Source organism: Scopulibacillus cellulosilyticus (assembly GCF_042665295.1).
In the GTDB taxonomy this organism is placed as follows: Bacteria; Bacillota; Bacilli; order Bacillales; family Sporolactobacillaceae; genus Scopulibacillus_A; species Scopulibacillus_A cellulosilyticus.
In genome coordinates this window covers 83,481-100,129 of record NZ_JBHTCO010000007.1, presented here as the reverse complement: position 1 = coordinate 100,129, position 16,649 = coordinate 83,481, and the positions used below count along the sequence as shown (strand labels likewise).

At 35.6% G+C, this 16,649-nt stretch carries 13 protein-coding genes and 1 pseudogene; 3 read left to right on the top strand and 11 right to left on the bottom strand.

Going from position 1 to position 16,649, the window contains the following annotated elements; genetic code table 11:
- Positions 1–219: 219 nt before the first annotated feature.
- The 5 genes from ACFQRG_RS08615 to ACFQRG_RS08595 form a co-directional block, all read right to left on the bottom strand.
- Positions 220–1,752 carry an MFS transporter gene (locus tag ACFQRG_RS08615; RefSeq protein WP_380965481.1) on the bottom strand — a complete coding sequence of 511 codons (1,533 nt, stop codon included), beginning with the start codon at positions 1,750–1,752 and terminating at the stop codon, positions 220–222.
- Positions 1,753–1,913: 161 nt separating this feature from the next.
- Positions 1,914–3,002: a mannonate dehydratase gene (gene uxuA, locus ACFQRG_RS08610; protein ID WP_380965480.1), complete on the bottom strand. Its 1,089-nt coding sequence runs from the start codon at positions 3,000–3,002 to the stop codon at positions 1,914–1,916.
- A 15-nt stretch (positions 3,003–3,017) separates the two neighbouring features.
- Positions 3,018–3,710 (bottom strand): GntR family transcriptional regulator, encoded by a 693-nt coding sequence (locus ACFQRG_RS08605; RefSeq protein WP_380965479.1) that lies wholly within the window; start codon positions 3,708–3,710, stop codon positions 3,018–3,020.
- A gap of 147 nt (positions 3,711–3,857) precedes the next feature.
- Positions 3,858–4,955 (bottom strand): Gfo/Idh/MocA family protein, encoded by a 1,098-nt coding sequence (locus tag ACFQRG_RS08600; RefSeq protein ID WP_380965519.1) that lies wholly within the window; start codon positions 4,953–4,955, stop codon positions 3,858–3,860.
- A gap of 28 nt (positions 4,956–4,983) precedes the next feature.
- Positions 4,984–6,138: a Gfo/Idh/MocA family protein gene (locus ACFQRG_RS08595; RefSeq protein WP_380965477.1), complete on the bottom strand. Its 1,155-nt coding sequence runs from the start codon at positions 6,136–6,138 to the stop codon at positions 4,984–4,986.
- Positions 6,139–6,527: 389 nt separating this feature from the next.
- Between ACFQRG_RS08595 and ACFQRG_RS08590 the strand changes: the two are divergent.
- Both ACFQRG_RS08590 and ACFQRG_RS08585 read left to right on the top strand, forming a co-directional pair.
- A pseudogene (locus ACFQRG_RS08590) lies at positions 6,528–6,884 on the top strand (FAD-dependent oxidoreductase); the annotation flags it as partial.
- A gap of 116 nt (positions 6,885–7,000) precedes the next feature.
- Positions 7,001–7,690, top strand: a complete 690-nt coding sequence (locus tag ACFQRG_RS08585; RefSeq protein ID WP_380965476.1) for a GntR family transcriptional regulator — start codon at positions 7,001–7,003, stop codon at positions 7,688–7,690.
- Positions 7,691–8,640: 950 nt separating this feature from the next.
- On the opposite strand, the gene ACFQRG_RS08580 is transcribed toward ACFQRG_RS08585, so the two are convergent.
- From ACFQRG_RS08580 to ACFQRG_RS08570, 3 genes are all read right to left on the bottom strand, one after another.
- The gene (locus tag ACFQRG_RS08580; RefSeq protein ID WP_380965475.1) at positions 8,641–8,778 is read right to left on the bottom strand and encodes a hypothetical protein; all 138 of its coding nucleotides are present in this window, start codon (positions 8,776–8,778) and stop codon (positions 8,641–8,643) included.
- Positions 8,779–9,028: 250 nt separating this feature from the next.
- Entirely contained in the window at positions 9,029–10,255 is a 1,227-nt protein-coding gene (locus tag ACFQRG_RS08575; RefSeq protein ID WP_380965474.1) for an MFS transporter, read from the bottom strand.
- A 1,141-nt stretch (positions 10,256–11,396) separates the two neighbouring features.
- Complete coding sequence (locus ACFQRG_RS08570) at positions 11,397–11,912, bottom strand: CarD family transcriptional regulator (RefSeq protein WP_380965473.1); 516 nt, start codon at positions 11,910–11,912, stop codon at positions 11,397–11,399.
- A gap of 349 nt (positions 11,913–12,261) precedes the next feature.
- On the opposite strand from ACFQRG_RS08570, the gene ACFQRG_RS08565 reads away from it, so the two are divergent.
- Complete coding sequence (locus ACFQRG_RS08565; RefSeq protein WP_380965472.1) at positions 12,262–12,462, top strand: cold-shock protein; 201 nt, start codon at positions 12,262–12,264, stop codon at positions 12,460–12,462.
- Positions 12,463–12,694: 232 nt separating this feature from the next.
- Here the strand turns inward: ACFQRG_RS08565 and ACFQRG_RS08560 are convergent, their stop codons facing one another.
- From ACFQRG_RS08560 to ACFQRG_RS08550, 3 genes are all read right to left on the bottom strand, one after another.
- Complete coding sequence (locus ACFQRG_RS08560; RefSeq protein WP_380965471.1) at positions 12,695–12,952, bottom strand: phosphocarrier protein HPr; 258 nt, start codon at positions 12,950–12,952, stop codon at positions 12,695–12,697.
- Between the two features lie 340 nt (positions 12,953–13,292).
- Entirely contained in the window at positions 13,293–14,438 is a 1,146-nt protein-coding gene (locus ACFQRG_RS08555) for a mannitol-1-phosphate 5-dehydrogenase (protein ID WP_380965470.1), read from the bottom strand.
- 1 nt (position 14,439) lies between these two features.
- Positions 14,440–16,524 carry a BglG family transcription antiterminator gene (locus tag ACFQRG_RS08550; RefSeq protein WP_380965469.1) on the bottom strand — a complete coding sequence of 695 codons (2,085 nt, stop codon included), beginning with the start codon at positions 16,522–16,524 and terminating at the stop codon, positions 14,440–14,442.
- Positions 16,525–16,649 lie beyond the last annotated feature (125 nt).

Here is a 16,649-nt window from a genome sequence, read left to right as displayed (position 1 = left end):
TAGCATAAATTTACAACGCTTTCATATAGTAATTTATTTTCCTTGGTTATCTTGAAAGTCCATTAAGAACCCTTGGCTTTTCCATTAGCACGAGCTGAGACCCTTTAAAAAAGCGCCCCATTACTTGAAATGGATACGCTTTCTTTAATATCTATAGTGATTAGGAACCATATTTTAGATTCCATTTTGTTCTTTGTTGTGAAAGAAATATTATCACTATTAATTAATATTAGACTTTTTAAAATCCTGAGTATGAGTAGTATTGGACCAATATGCCACATTGTTGTTTCCCCAAAGTTTTTCATATTTCCAGCCTGTTAGCGCTTCAACTACATTACGTGTTTCCGCATCCACTGATTTCATTGGACCATTATTTTTTAATCTGTTAACTTCGGCAAGTAAAATTGTATGGTTTTTCTTAGAAAGTTTAAATGTAATGGCAACAATAAAACTAATGACAAGAAGACCGATATTTCCAACAATTAGAACTCCTATAATGGTATGGATTGCTTCAGGAGATTGCGTTGTTGCCTTGTCAACAAATCCGCCAGATGATAAAACAGCACCTACGATGAATGTTGCCAGCGCTGTTGTACTTTTACGAACAAAGGTCATGATCCCAGCAAAAACTCCTTCTCTTCTTTGGCGGGTTACTATCTCGTCCACATCAGGAATAAACGGATAGATATTCCATGGTATATAATATAAGCCGCTTCTGCCTAACCCGATCAGAAAAGCCATTACATATAGAGCTGTTACCATAAAAGATGGCTGTATTAAATATAATGATATAATTCCAGCTACACCAGCAATAACTAACGTATAAGCTACTTTCATTGAATTTGAAGGACCTATTTTAAGGACTAGCCAACCATATAGTGGTGTACATACCATCTGAAGAAAGGCACAAATCGTCAATAAATTAGCTGCAAGAATGGCATCTTTATGGAGAGCAAATACAATAAAATAAACAAATACAGCACTTAATACATCCATCGCGGTAAAGGAACAAATATAAATCAACAAATGCTGGCGAAAACTTTTAATTCTAAACGTTGATGCTAAGCTAAAAAACGGTTTTATGAGAGACTGTATAAAAGGAACTTTCTCTTGATCAGTTATTGTTTCCTCACGATCCCACGTTGTTCTATGTGTAACAAATAATGCAACGAAGAAAATAATTGCGAAAATTAATCCGTTAAAAAAGAAAACTGATGGTGAATTCTTTCCGAAATGTCCAAATAATAAGCTAGGTATATATGTTGCCAAAGTTGACGCTAGTCCTGAATAGACCAGTCTGACAGAAGATAACTTTGTTCGTTCATTAAAATTGTTTGTCATCTCACTCGCTAGGGTTTCATATGGAATTAATATCATTGCTGCAATAAATTCCATAAGAAGATAAGTAATTAAATAATACCAGTAATTCATTCCAGAAATCCACATCAGGGCATAAAGAGCCATTAAGGGCATTCCCAGCAATAAGAAAAATCTCCGCTTTCCAAACTTCTTACCAAGTCTCGTCCTACCGAAACTATCTGTAATATAACCCATAGTCGGACTGGCTATTGCATCTACAATACGGGCGATACCAATAATAGATCCTGCCGCAATTGGGCTAAGCCCACAGAAGGTGGTGTAAAAATATAACATCCAGGCGCTCATTACCGCAAGGAAACCACCACCAAATAAATCCGTTGCACCGTAACCAATAAAGTTTTTCCATGTTAACTTTCTTTTTGCAGATTCCATTACTTTTGCTCCCTCTATTAAATATTATATAAATGATAAAAAATAAAGAAATAGGGTAAACGTTTTCAACGGCTTTTTAAAAGAAAAGGAACAAAAACATTCCTTTTCAGATATAAGATTAGCCTTGAACCACATTTGTTTTCAAAGCAGTTATTATCAAGTTATATCAGACAAGCTGTTTTCCTATTTTTCAACAACACATTTACATCCCAAGCACCTAATAAATACATTGCACCTAATGCACGGTCATATAATCCGTAGCCAGGGCGGCAAACTTCGTCCCAAATATGTCGGCCATGGTCGGGGCGAATATAGCCATCGAAGCCGTTTTCATAAAGGGCATTAACGATCTCCGTAATCGGTAATGAACCATCTTCTACACGGTGGGATGATTCAATAAAGCTGCCATCTTCAAAATGCTTAACATTGCGGATATGAGCGAAAGGAATGCGTTCTGTAAAGGTTTTAACGATATCTACTAAATCGTTGTTTGGATTTCCCCCTAATGAACCTGAACAAAATGTCAGTCCATTGGCAGGATTGTCGACAGCACTTAAAAGCCGTGCGATGTCTTCTTTGTTTTTAACAATCCGTGGTAATCCGAAGATCGAGAACGGCGGATCATCTGGGTGAATCGCCATTTTAATGCCACATTGTTCTGCAACCGGGCAAATTTCTTTTAGGAAATAGGTCAGGTTCTCAAAAAGTTCTGCTTCAGTCACATTTTTATACTTAGAGAATAAGTGCTCCAAATCTTTTAATCTTTCAAGTTCCCAGCCTGGGAGTGTAAAATTATTGCAGTTTTCTTCCATGTTCTTAACCACTTGTTCCGGTGTGAGAGAAAGAACTTTTTTAGCATCGAAAAATAAAGCGGTGCTACCGTCCTCTGATTCTTTAAATAAGTCGGTCCGGAACCAGTCAAATATTGGCATAAAGTTATAACATACAACCTTGATACCAAATTTACTTAAATTCTCCAAAGTTTCTTTATATGCCTCAATATATTTGTCTCTTGTTGGCAGCCCAAGTTTGATGTCTTCGTGGATGTTAACGCTCTCAACAACATCTGTATTCAGACCGTACATTTTAGCCTGATTTACGACTTCTGCAATCCGTTCAACCGTCCAAACTTCACCGACAGGCACATCGTGCAAGGCCCAGACAACCCCTTTAACGCCCGGGATCTGACGAATCTGTTTTAACGTAATAGAATCATTGCCTTTTCCATACCAGCGAAATGTCATTTGCATGCTGTATACCTCCTGTCAATTTTGGTTAAAGTATTCTGGGTACGTGGCTTTTATTTCTTCTTTCTCAAAATTAACTAGTTTAAGGTGTTTTTCCATAAGATCTCCCGCCAATTTCTCATTTTTTTCTACAATTGCCTGAAATATTTCTTTATGTTGAGAAACGAGGAGTTCCCAATCGGTATTTACTGTAAGTCTAAGTAATCGTAATCTATCAAAATGACTATTCATTTTATTAACTATTTTCCATATCCCGCTTTTTCCAACCGATTCGAATAAAATTTTATGAAACTCTTTATCTAATTTAAATAGTTGTTGATATGTGTCTTTACTAAGGCACAGTTCCTGTAAAGCTAAATTTTTCTTGAACAAAAATAAATCGCTTTCATTCAATTGTACACAAGCAATTTTGACTACTGCTTTTTCTATGTTTTCTCTTACGAATCTTGCCTCTTCAACAAGGTCTAAATCAATTTTTGATACAACGGTTCCACTTTGTGGGTAGATTCCTATAAGTTCTTCCTCGGCTAATTTGAGAAAGGCTTCTCTTACAGGGGTTCTACTCACTTCTAATTTTTCAGCAATTTCCTTTTCCAAGATCTTTTCACCAGGTGTTAATTCTAAATTAATGATTTGATTTTTTATTTCCTGGTAAACAAAATCTCTTGTAGACCCTTTTATTCGTGATTTCGTAGGTAAAATTTGAACCATCTCTTTTCAAGAGCAAATATACCTGTTTTTTAATATGGTAATCATACTAGTATGGTAATTTAAGGCTATAAGCGTATAATCACTGTTGAAAATCAATAGATTAAAAACATTTTTCAATTCCTTAAACACATATATTTGCTTTTTTTATTAACTGATTTGCAGCTCTGATCCCTCAATCACTACTGCCTTTTCTTGGGCATCGATACATAATTCAGCTGCTTTAAAAGTGTGTTCTTGTGTCATTGCATTTTCTGTACCATGTAAGCAATCTAAAATAAATTCACCAAAAAACGGAAAACCAACTTTACCTGCTACATCAAAATGTTTTTCACCTTCATGATTTACTAAGTAAACATGATCACCACTTGCATCCCGGGCAATGTCAATATACTTTCTTACTTCAATATAACCTTCTGTTCCCAAAATAATTACACGACCATCCCCCCATGTACCGAGACCATCCGGCGTAAACCAATCGACACGGAAGTAGAATGTAGCGCCGTTATCAGCCACAAGGGTAGCATCACCAAAATCCTGAAATTTCGGATATTGTTTGAAATTGTAATTGGCGATTTTACTATGCACCACCTTTGCGTCTTTTGCTCCTGCAAAATGTAAAAACTGTTCGATTTGATGGCTTCCGATATCGCACAGAATTCCCCCATAACATTTGGGGTCAAAGAACCAATCTGGTCTGCTATTGGCAGAAATACGATGTGGGCCTGTTCCGATAACTTGTACTATCCGTCCAATTGCTCCTTCTTCAATTAATTGGCCGGCAAATACCGCACCTTCTACATGGATACGTTCACTGTATGAAATTCCCCATTTTAATCCCGTTTCTGCAACCTTTTGTCTTGCCTTTTCAATTTGTTCCTTTGTTGTAAAACCTGGTTTATCTGAAAAATAATGCTTTCCATAATTAAGTACTTTAAGACCAAGTGGGCCCCGATTACACGGAATGCAGGCACTGGCAACCAGCTTAATATCGGGATTGTTAAGAATTTCTTTTTCTGAAGAAGCAGCTTTGACTTCAGGATATTTCTCAATAAATGCCTTTACTTTTTTGGGATCTGGATCATAAACAGAAACCAGTTGGCCTCCTGCTTCGATTAAGCCGTTAGACATTGCATAAATATGACCATGATCCAATCCAATTGCTGCAAATTGAAACTCTCCTGGTTCAACGACAACATGCTTAACTGAAGCTTTTGGGGCGTAATTCATACCATTGCTTTTATCCATTTTTCCAATCCTTTCCAATATTTTATTGTTATTCATATTTTCCGCCAACGGTAATTTCATTTTCGCTAAAGTTTTCAATATGAGTATTTTTTTCATAAAAGTGGCGTGCATTTTTTAGAATGCCATCGCGGGTATAAAATGGGCTTTCTTTAATTAACGGAAGTTTTACAGTTTGACCTGTATTTGCCGATTGATAAATGGCAGTAATTAGCTCCAAAGTCTCTTTTCCTTGTATTCCGTCAACAAGAACGGTTCCTTTGCCCTCAATGGCAGATAAAACATTATCAATTTGTCCGGTATGTCCTTCATAACTAAGATTTGGTTGCTGTTCATAAAGCGTTTGCAATTCTTGCTCCAATTCCTCATCCGGTTCCGGAAAACCATTACCTTTTGATTTTGATGCTTCCACCTTCCATGGAACAGATACTCGTGCATTTTTACCCTGGAAAATCAATTGCTGTTCTTCTCCGTGATGGACGACAGAGCTTGTAATCTGAGCCAAGCTTCCATTCGAATAACGGCCGATTGCTATGGACAGGTCCTCAACCTCTGCATTATCATGAGAAGTATTGGTAGATATTGCGGTTATCTCAGCAGGCATGCCATTCATCCAATGGAAAATGTCAATATGATGGACAGCGTGATTTAATGTACAGCCTCCACCTTCCTTTTCCCATGTTCCTCTCCACCAGAGATCATAATAACAATGCCCTCTCCACCAAAAAGAATCTACCTGAGTATGAACAATTGGTCCCATTAATTTCGTATCGAGAATCGCTTTCACCTTCATCATTGGGTTTGTAAAGCGGTTCTGGGAAACAACTGATAAAATTTTGCCGCTTTTTATCTGAGCACTGTTCATAGCATCGCATTCTTCTAATGAGGAAGCCATCGGTTTTTCTACAAGCACATGCTTACCAGCATTTAGAAATGCTACTGAAATTTCCTCATGTGTATACGGGGGGGTACAAACAGAGATTAAGTCAATATCGGAGCGATTTAACATTTCTTTATAATCGATATAAATATCCGCTTTTAAATTATACTTTTCTGCAAGTTTCTCAGCTTTCTCCGGATAAATGTCACATAATGCTACAATCTCACATCTTTCCGGAAATTGTTGATATCCCTTGATATGTTCATTTGAGATTGAACCTGATCCAACGATTGCTACCTTAATCATTCAAGAAACCCCTTTCATATTTTCATTGGAAATATATACATTTTTTAATATGTTAATCATACTAGTATGGTAGTTACATAATGTATTTTAATAAAATCACTTATAAATATCAATAGTTTAAAAAATTTCAATAGTATAAAAAGCATCTTTTCTAATCTATAAATGTATATATTATCCATACAATTATTAACATTAAATTAAAAAAAACGGCATAAACAACTATTACATATGTTCCTACGCTACAGTTTTTCTGTGATAAGGATTATAGACGTCCTAGCTGCTATAGGTTCAGGAGCCACAGCTATAACGACTACAAAAAAAGAACTTTGGGAGTATTTTGAAGGTAATAACGAAATGATTAAATTACTGAAAATTTGTTTTTGTAAATAATAGTAGGCGCCGTAGTTAATGACCCGTTAACAGGTGAAACATTTAAGGTTCTTGCAAAAAAGTCGTGAATGCAGCTGTCCTGGGTTGATTCAATCCGGGAAATGGACCAATCAAAAAACGGTAAGGTACTTCGGCTTTCAGAAAGGTGTCCATCTTATTTTTGAGCAATCCCGGTTCCCCATTAAAACAAGCCATCTATTTTAATACTCCTGATGGACGATTGCCATTCGAAAGGATGGAAAAACTTATGTAGGAACCACTGATACCTTTTTAATGAAGATGCAGTTAACCCAAATATGGCAGTTAGCGATCGCGATTATATTATTAATGCTATTAACTATATCTTTCCAGAAATTCTAAAAGAGAAACTATGAATTAAGCAAATTAGTAATCAACCTTAATTCCAGATATAATTAATATAAAAAAACATATTTCTAATAGTAATAAAAGTATAAGTAAAGGGGAAATTTGTATGGTTGTAAATGGAGTAGTGAATGTAAAAGAATTTGCCTACAATGAAATCAAGGAGCAAATTTTAAATTTAAAATTAATCCCAGGAACTAAAATATCTGAAAAGTCGATTGCAGATCAATTGCAGGTTAGCCGAACACCAATAAGAGAAGCGTTCATAAAATTAGCTCAAGAGGAATTGCTTAAAATTATTCCTCAAAGTGGTACATTTGTTTCTCTTATTAACTTGGACTACGCTAAAGAGGCTAGATTTGTCCGTGAGAACCTTGAAACAGCAGTAATTTTATTGTGCTGTGAAAAAGCTTCAAAAGAATCTTTGTTAAATTTAGAGATGAACATAAAGATACAGGAGCTGTTAGCCAGTGAAAAAGTTGGTTTAGAACAAAAGGAAAACTTTTTTAATTTAGATGAAAACTTCCATAAAGAGTTTTTTAAATTGACTGGAAATCATCGCACATGGCAAATGATGCAAAGTATTACTGGACATTTAAATCGTTTTAGATTACTAAGAACGATGTCTACCTCAAGTTTCGATTGGGATATTTTAATTGACCAGCATAAATATATTTACACTGCTATACTTGAAAAAGATAAGCAAAAAGCAAAGAAAAAAATAGTAGAGCACTTACAGCTTATGTTATCTGAAGAAAGTATTTTAATTAAACAGTATCCTGATTACTTTGAAAGGTAAGCCTTACCTTGCATTCAAACAACGCATATAAATGATCAATCCCCCTTGGTACAATAGATGTATCAATTTAAGGAGGTGCTTTTCATATACTACAACAAAAACTAACCATTGTCCCCATTACATTATATACCGAAAGCGAAAATACTTCTGCAACCAATCCAGCAGTGCTTACCTAATCCTACTTGCACGATCAAAATGGCTAACACTGAAATTTCCTTCTTTAAAGGTATTGATGCTTTTTACAATACTAATTCTAATAAAGGGAAAAATAGCAATGCTGACAATGTAAAGGACAAATAAACCAATAATTCACAAAGAGGATTTGTGTTTCTTACTCAACACACCGTTTTTAAATCCATAATTAAGAATACTAAAAATAAAAATTACTTTTGCAAAACTGCATCTTTTATGCTTTCATAAGATATATTGTGCATTCACTATACTAATTTAGGCACGCTATAAAGCGTGCCTTTTTTCAATTTCTTTCAAAAGCCTGGGGCATTTTTGTTTATAAAGGTGGTTGAGAGGCGTTATATTTTACATTCCAAAATATGTAATGCGAGTGAGATCTAAGTTTTAGGGGTAAGTGTAATCGTTTAAAAGCTACGATGGAAGCATGGCCAAAAAAAGTGGGGATAGTAACGAATCTTTTGATTGATATATAACCTCGAGTACTTGTAATTACATTTTGTTTATGCAAAGTTATTGCCAATGTCTTTTATATGCTATAAACCTTTTTGTTTTATTGTTTTGATTCATTTTTGAATTAAATAAATGTATATCGATTCAAATTAGAATTTTATAATTCATTTTGAATCAAGAACGTAACGTTATGCCGTACTTTTCAAGTAAAAAGCTCCCATACAGGGAGCTTTAATTATCTATTCATCTGTTTTTTTCATTATAGAATTTTAGATTTATTAAATGTTATGTTTTTTAATTCTTTCCATTTAATTAAACGTTTGTTTAAACTCTTCAATTTGGTAGTAAACAATACTTGTTTCCTCGCACCGATCCCCATTTAAAGCGCCCATGTCAGCTTTGTTAACGTAAAAAGAATGGGTAATCAAATTATCAAAGTATAACATTTAAAGCACCTTTATTTTTTACATCTATGGAAAGTCTTAACTCCATCATTCCAATATAAAGATATTAATACTTTAACGTCTATTCATCCTTCCTTATCAAACTTATCTTTTGCTGACTTGGGATAAGCCATATTAAAAAGAGCATGTTTTGGTCAATTTTCCCCAAAACATGCTCTTATATTTTTGGCTAATCTGATTTTTTTATGGGCCCATTTTAATCTAAACCAACAAGACGTGATTTCAAGATTATTTAATTTTTACTAATCCTGCTATTAAACAAGTATTCACGGTTAAAAAAAGCGATAAGGAAGGAACAGAAAAATAGAGCTGCGGCTGTTAGAAAAGTCGTTCGAACGCCGAAAAGATCAGTTAACCACCCTAACAAGACAGAAGAAATGCCAAAGGCTCCATTAAATAAGGTACCGCGGGCAGAAAAAATTTTAGCAAGCCGTTCCTTTTTTGCACTTCGTTGAACAATGGTCGTCTCAGCAACATCACGGGCCATTTGAGGAAGGCCTAATACCAGGGAAAACATCAACGCAATCCATGATATGGAATTCATCCCAAACAGCAATGTGATTACTGTTAAACAAATGGAAGCTAACATCATTGTTTTCCCTAGATTATTTTCTAAATGTTTGGCATAACGATATACCAACAATCCCCCAAGAATCATTCCAGCTAAGAACGAGGTGTTAATAAATCCCCACCAAGCTTCACCTTTATGAAGCGCTTGTGAAACATAGACAAGCAAAATAGCTGCAATCCATACCCCGTTTGCCATCGCTTCCAGAATACTCATCGTACTAATCGTCCGAAGTTGTTTAGATTCCCAGATCATTTGCCAGCCTTCTTTTAACACTGACCATTTTGAACTGCCGTCTTCAGATTTAACAACGCCTATTCCTTTATCCTTAATGAGAGACATAAAGGAAGTTGAAACAATAAATAAACCGAACGTTAACCAAAGGATATAAGGTCCTCCCCATGCTGCAAGGAGTACACTTCCAATCGGCCAAGCGATGAGCTGTGTAACCTGATCAGATATCGCCAGGAAACTATTGACCTTCACAAGTTTCCTTTCCTCAACAAGCCCCGGCACTAACGCATTGCGTGCAGGCATCGCCCATCCGTCCAGAAACGAGACAATAGCAATCAATAAATATATAAGAAACAGGGTATCAAACCCTATATAAGGAGTAAATAAGCATAAAATAAGAAGGATGATCGTTTTTCCGCTTTGCGAATAAAACAATATTGATTTTAATTTATACTTATTAATCATCAGCGGAGCAAGCAGCCCGCTAATCAGAGATGTCATTGTAATGACAAACGGTATTAAAGACACAAGTGTTACAGAGTCAGTTACCTTATAAACGAGCGTGATGAGGCTAACGATGTATAAAACATCGCCAAGATTCGCCAGCATTTGGCCAAGCCAAAGAAAACGAAAGGAAACAACGTTCGTTTGGTCCATGCGTATTCCCTCACTTTTTATTTAATTTTCAAGGAGCATCAAATTAATTTAAAAAGTAAGGGAAATTTACATTGGAACCTCCTGCCAACAGATTTTTTATTATTATAGCATTATATGATACTAAATGGTCGGAAATTTCATGCAATCGAAAACGATCTTTTTAGAACCGAATTTCCCTTCCCAAATCCTCAAAAATGCAGGGCAGAGTTGATACATGATCAACATAATCAATCTCATGCAGAACTTGACAAGCTAACTGCAATTTAATTTGTCTGCTTCCTTTGAAAAATGTCAAAGCATGTTATTATTTCCCGGAAAATTATATCTGCTGTCTCTTTTTAAAGCAATTTACAAAGTCAGCATTAGGGAACAAAAAAGCCGGTTCTTACCACGTTTAGTGTGTAACAACCGGCTTAATTTCTATTCCAAGGTGGGTTGGTTCTCTCAGCTCCACCTTCTTGAAAAAATAACCCAAACGCAAAAACATTATTAACATTTTCACTATTCAAATCTATTTTATATGATTTACTTTATCCACATTATCCACACAATCCACAAGTTTTTTTGGGACCTGACCCCAATGTCATCCGATTTCGTGCAGCTAAGCAAAGAGTAACAGCTTAATATAAGGTTTTATCGTCAGTTTCTTTGTGAGTGATCTTGCTATAATCTTTAACTTGTTCAACAAGTTTTTGAATATTGATGGGTGAAATCCATTTACCAAATGATGAATTTAGTGTATTCTTGTCCACAACTGCTATCCTTTACTTTTGGATTTAGACAGGAATCACCTGTACTTCCATTTGTAAAGGATTTTTTTCTTGTCAAAACAACAAAAAATTAAACATCGTTAGTATTTAAAATCATCAGAACCAATTAATGCAACACTAGTGATTTAAAATATAAAAAAAAACCCTTTATAACAAAGGATTGTCTTTATTAAGAGCCCTCACTTTAATTAAGTTGTAAGACCGCGCCGTTTTGAAAAAGGTTCTTAAAAAATTAGCGTCTTTTACAGTTAAAGGGGAAATTTGTACTTTCTAATGATGTTAGAAATAAGAGGATATGAATAATTATGATTTAAGTGGTTAAGATATTTTTTTTCATAAGAGCGTGAAAGTTAAAATTTGAAATAAAATACTTATCCCACCTCGTTACTTAATAAATCTATTGCCTGATTTTCAGTGATACCTCTAATTAAACCAAGTTCACTTATTAAAATCTTTCTTGCGCTCTCCAGCATCTGCTTTTCACTTGAATTAAGTGATTTATTTTTGTTTATCCGCATTAAGTCCCGTACAACTTCAGCTCCTTCTTGCATATTACCTGTTCTAAGTTTTGCAGTATTAATCTTGTATCTTTCTTTCGCTGAAAGAGTTGTATCGGTTAGACCATGATGAAAAATGTACAATACGTTTTCAAGTGTAGTCATATCGGTAATTAAGCGAATCCGTGATTCGTGTACTTTTGCAATTGGAATCATAACATGCATTTTATTCATTAGCATATTTATTATAAAATACTGCTGTTTCTCACCTTGAATTTGCTTTACTTCTATTGCTTCAATAACTCCTACTCCCTGCATAGGATAAACAATGTAATCACCAACTTGAAACAACTGACCACCTCCAAATTTAAGACATCTTAAGTATACCATACAATACCTAAATAAAAAATTTTATCATTTTTTATTAATAATAGTCAATAAAATTATCTCCTGAGCCGTTTGTAAAAAAACAATGGGGCGGCCGTACATCAGCTCGGTTTTTACAAGATTATAAGTCGTTGATATTCCAAGAGTTCCTGCCCTCGACTACAATATAGATTTTATTTTTGAAATATAGTATCTTTTTATTTCAAATGTGATATAATTAAAATTATTATTGTTGTTCGGATGTAATTAATCATAGAAGAAATAACTTTTACAAGTAATTATCCTCTTGAATGATTATGTGGGAGCAGGAATAGTACAATATAATGTGTGCTAAGCACCTGGAGGAAAAAACATGAACAAAGGTACAGTTAAATGGTTTAATGCAGAAAAAGGGTTCGGTTTTATCGAGGTTGAAGACGGAGAGGACGTATTTGTTCACTTCTCTGCCATTCAAGGCGATGGATTTAAATCATTAGATGAGGGTCAAGTTGTTACTTTTGATACTGAACAAGGTAACCGCGGACCTCAAGCTGCTAACGTTGTAAAAGCGTAAGGATTGACAAGAAGGCTCTTCCTAAAATTAGGGAGGCCTTTTTTAATTCGTCCGGCTTTTTTAAGATAAACCAACAAAAACAATTTACAACATTAAGCAATCTAAGACCAAAAAAACAGCCGGTTTTTACCACGTTAAGTGTGTAAAAACCGGCTTAATTTCTACCATATTTATTTCTAATTTTACTTAATCCACATTATCCACACAATCCATAAGCTTTAGGGGTCTGACCCTAGGAAAGTGATTTAAAAACTTCTTCAATGGCTTTAAGTGCTTCATCTGCATCAGGACCTTCGGCAGTAATCTTAATTTCAGCGCCTTTTTGAATGCCCATAGCCATAACGCCCATGATGGATTTTAAATTAGCTTGTTTGCCGTTGTATTCTATCGTTATGTCTGAACCAAATTGGCCCGCTTGATTGACCAAAGTTGTTGCCGGTCTTGCATGAATACCTGAGTCATTAGTTACTGTAAATGTTTTTTCTGCCATCTTTATTAACTCCTTCATTTTTCATAATTCTACTAATTCTGCTGTTTTCAATAAATCTCTATAAAATAATGGTTGGCTCTTCATCAGTGCCCAATGGATATCTTAATCTCTGAATCTGTCGGACAATATGAGTAAAAGAGCATGAAGGACAATGTTTTAAATTTATAATTAAATTTTGTCCTTCATACTGTCGATGAAGGACAAGTTACAATCGTTGGTCTTATTTTTTGTCCTTCATGTGGCTAATGAAAGACATTTTGTACGGTATAATTTAAAAAATGTCTTTCATCACTTATAACGGGTTGATATTTTATAGTTTACTAGACAAGGAAAAAACTATTCATCCCTTTAAAACATTATAATAGCTGATGACTTCTTGAGTTATTTCATTATCTTCTTCTAACCCGCTGACTTCTTTGAGTACTTGGGAGACACCTTTTTCCTTAATCATGGCTTGGAGTTTGACTGCCTCTTCATCTTCCTTGTAATCAAAAAGCAGAGCTGATGCGATCGCTTTTGCTAGATTAGTATAAGAAAGTCCGGCTTTTTTTGCTTCGGTGGCAGGGCGTACCAAGCGATCATTAAGGCCGAGCTTACGAAGCGGCGAACGTCCTACTCTTATAACGGCATCATTTAAATATGAGTTCTTAAAACGGTTGATAATTTTGTTGATATATTGTTGGTGTTCTTCCGGATCGAGTCCATATTGATGGGTTAAATAAGCACCGGTCTCGCTGAGAGTGGCTTTAACCTGTTGGACAATTTCCTCGTCAGCTAATGCCTGATCAATGGTAAATGATTTGTTTTTCAAATAACCAAGGTAGGCAATGACCGCATGTCCGGTATTAACAGTAAAAAGCTTTCTTTCAATAAATGGCGCAAGGTCCGCAACGATGTCCATCCCGTCAACTGAAGGGATATTTTCCTTTGTTTCCACAACCCATTCATAATAAGGTTCAACGAGAACGTCAAGAGAGCCTTGATTGTTTTGGATTGGGACAATACGGTCAACAGCTGAATTACAAAAATAAACTTTTCCGGTTAAAAGCTCTGCTGTCTCTTGATCCAAATGTTCCAAGACATAACCTTTTAATAAATCTGTTGCCGAGATTTGATTTTCGCAGGCAATAACATATAACTTGTCATCGGTTGATTTAACTCTCTCGGTTAAACCTTTAGCAATCAACGGCGCAATACGCGGGAGGATATTCGGCCCGATAGCCGTCGTTAGAAAGGTTGCATGCTTGATGGCTTCAATTACATCGCTCTCCTGTTTCATGTTATTTAAACCTGAGACATTGGTAATTGTCATCGTTTCTTGTTGATCTGTTGCCAACTTCACTTGATACTGCCCTTTTTCATTTAACTGATTAATGATGTCATCTGCAAGATCAACAAATGTGACATGGTAACCCGATTTTGAAAAAAGGGCGCCTATAAATCCTCTTCCTATGTTTCCTGCTCCAAAATGTACAACTTGGTTCATTCTAATCATTCCTTATCACATGAGTATAAAGATAATCTAAAAAAACTGTTTCTAATTTTTGACGGATCATGTTCTCATCGGCGGATGAAAATATCATGATTGAATCGTTATTTTCAATTAAACTTGTACTGATTAAGCTAACGATTTCTTGTTGTCTGACACTTAATGCTTCAGGTGCCAGCATCAGCAGCAAATTCTTCATATACATGTTTTTCCCGTCCATTCCTTTTATAAGAATGGGCTTATTAACATGTGAAATTTGGAAAATGAGTTCATTGACCTTTTCATGCCTGCAATGAAAAAGCCCCATCCCGGTGTTTGGTATGCCGAGTCCGCCTTTTCTTTCCCTTTCCATTAAAGCCTCAATAATATCATTAGTGTCAGATAAAAGCTGATCTTCTTCAGCTTTCTTTACCATTTCCTCAATGACCTGCCGATGGTTTTCCAGATCAAACCGAAGAACATGAAAATGACGAATCACTGATTGAATGCTTTGTTTAACATCCGCGAGGTCGTCTAATATTTCGGGAAGGCCAAGTTTGTGACTTGTTAAAGCATTGCTTTGCGGTTTTGGTTTTATATAATGTTTTTTCTTCGTTATTTTTTCAATATTATTCGTTATATAGGCCTTAATGGCTTGAATATTTTCGTCAGTCAACAAGGGTGAAACCAAAACATAGTCTATACCGATAAAAGGCAGGCTGACAGTCGAGATGATAATATCAAAACTTCTGAGGTTTTCATGACGCTGGATCTCTTTAATCGAGCATATTTCAACGGCGTCAATCTCAGCGATCTCCTTTTTAATCCTGCTGGCCAGCATCTTGGAGGTGCCAATGCCAGTGGGACATACAATCAGCGCATTGACGGATATATCTTCTTCCCGCATGAGTAATGCCGACCCAAAATGAAGGGCAATAAAAGCAATCTCATCATCAGGAAAATGTTCAATCTCATTAAATTCCTTTTGTACACTGTTCTTGACAGCTATAAATAAAAGGGGATACTTCCGTTTAATATCTTCTGTTAAAGGATTGTACGATTCCATTTGATGTTTCATTCGAAAAAGAGATGGTTCCATGTGGGCAAGAAGCCCTTGATTCAAAGAAAAATCTTTTGTTAAATCAACATTAATCTGGTTAGATACATCTTGAATAAAATTTTTTATCTTTTGGCTAAGCACAATGCTGTCATAAGGCGCCGCATCCACCGCTTGCAGTTTAGAACCTTTAAGGATGACAGCGAGATAGCTGAGATCATTTTTTGTAAAAGATACCGAACATATGCCCTCTATATATTTGCTTATTGTGGTGATGAGGTTATATTCATTTGTGTTTTCGTTATAGACGACTTCCTCTTCCAGTAAAAAGCCATCTTTCGTTCTTTGCATCGTAATACAAATATTAATCATGAATCTAATATAATCACTATCCGCAAGCCGCGGATGCAAATGGTGAAAGATACTGTTGACAATTCTATCGATGGCAAGAAGGTAATCAGTCTGGAAATAATACAAAATCATTTTTTGAGAAAACTGGCCTTGTTCCAGCTGAAATAAATGCTCAATAAGCTCTTCATAAAAATACTGTAAGATATAGCCTGCAAGAGCTTTGCGTTTATTGGACTCTGAACCAATAAGTTCGACCCCTACGCCTCTTTTTCTCGTAATCACCACACCATAGTCCCCTAGCCATTCTGTTAATTGATCCAGATAACCGGATATCGTTGCCACGCTGACGCCAAGGTGGTTAGATAAGCTGTGAATTTTGTACGATTCTTCTTCCAGTAAGGCTAAAAGCAGCTGAAGCATTTTTTCTTGCGGCGTTTCATCGACTGGCTTGATGTCCTCTAAATACTGGATCAGGCGAAAGATTTGTTCATTCTTTCCATTAATCATTAAGCCTTTATCCGGATTGCGCACTAAACGGAGCCCAAACGATTCAAGCATTTTTTCGATTGAATTGAGATCACGATGCACCGTCCGGACACTGACTTTTAAATAATCCGCAATAGAAGAAGGTGTATGTTTACCAGATGTTTTAATAATTAACTTAATAATTGATTTTTCTCTTGAGGTAATATCCATGCTATCATCTCTTTTCAGTAAAGAAAACTTGGCTGGTGTCAAGCCTTAAAAGGCGCAGACAACTGCCTAGCACTCCAGAGTACAAGTCTCGCTAACTCACTCTGTTCGCAGTCTCGCTTTGTTGC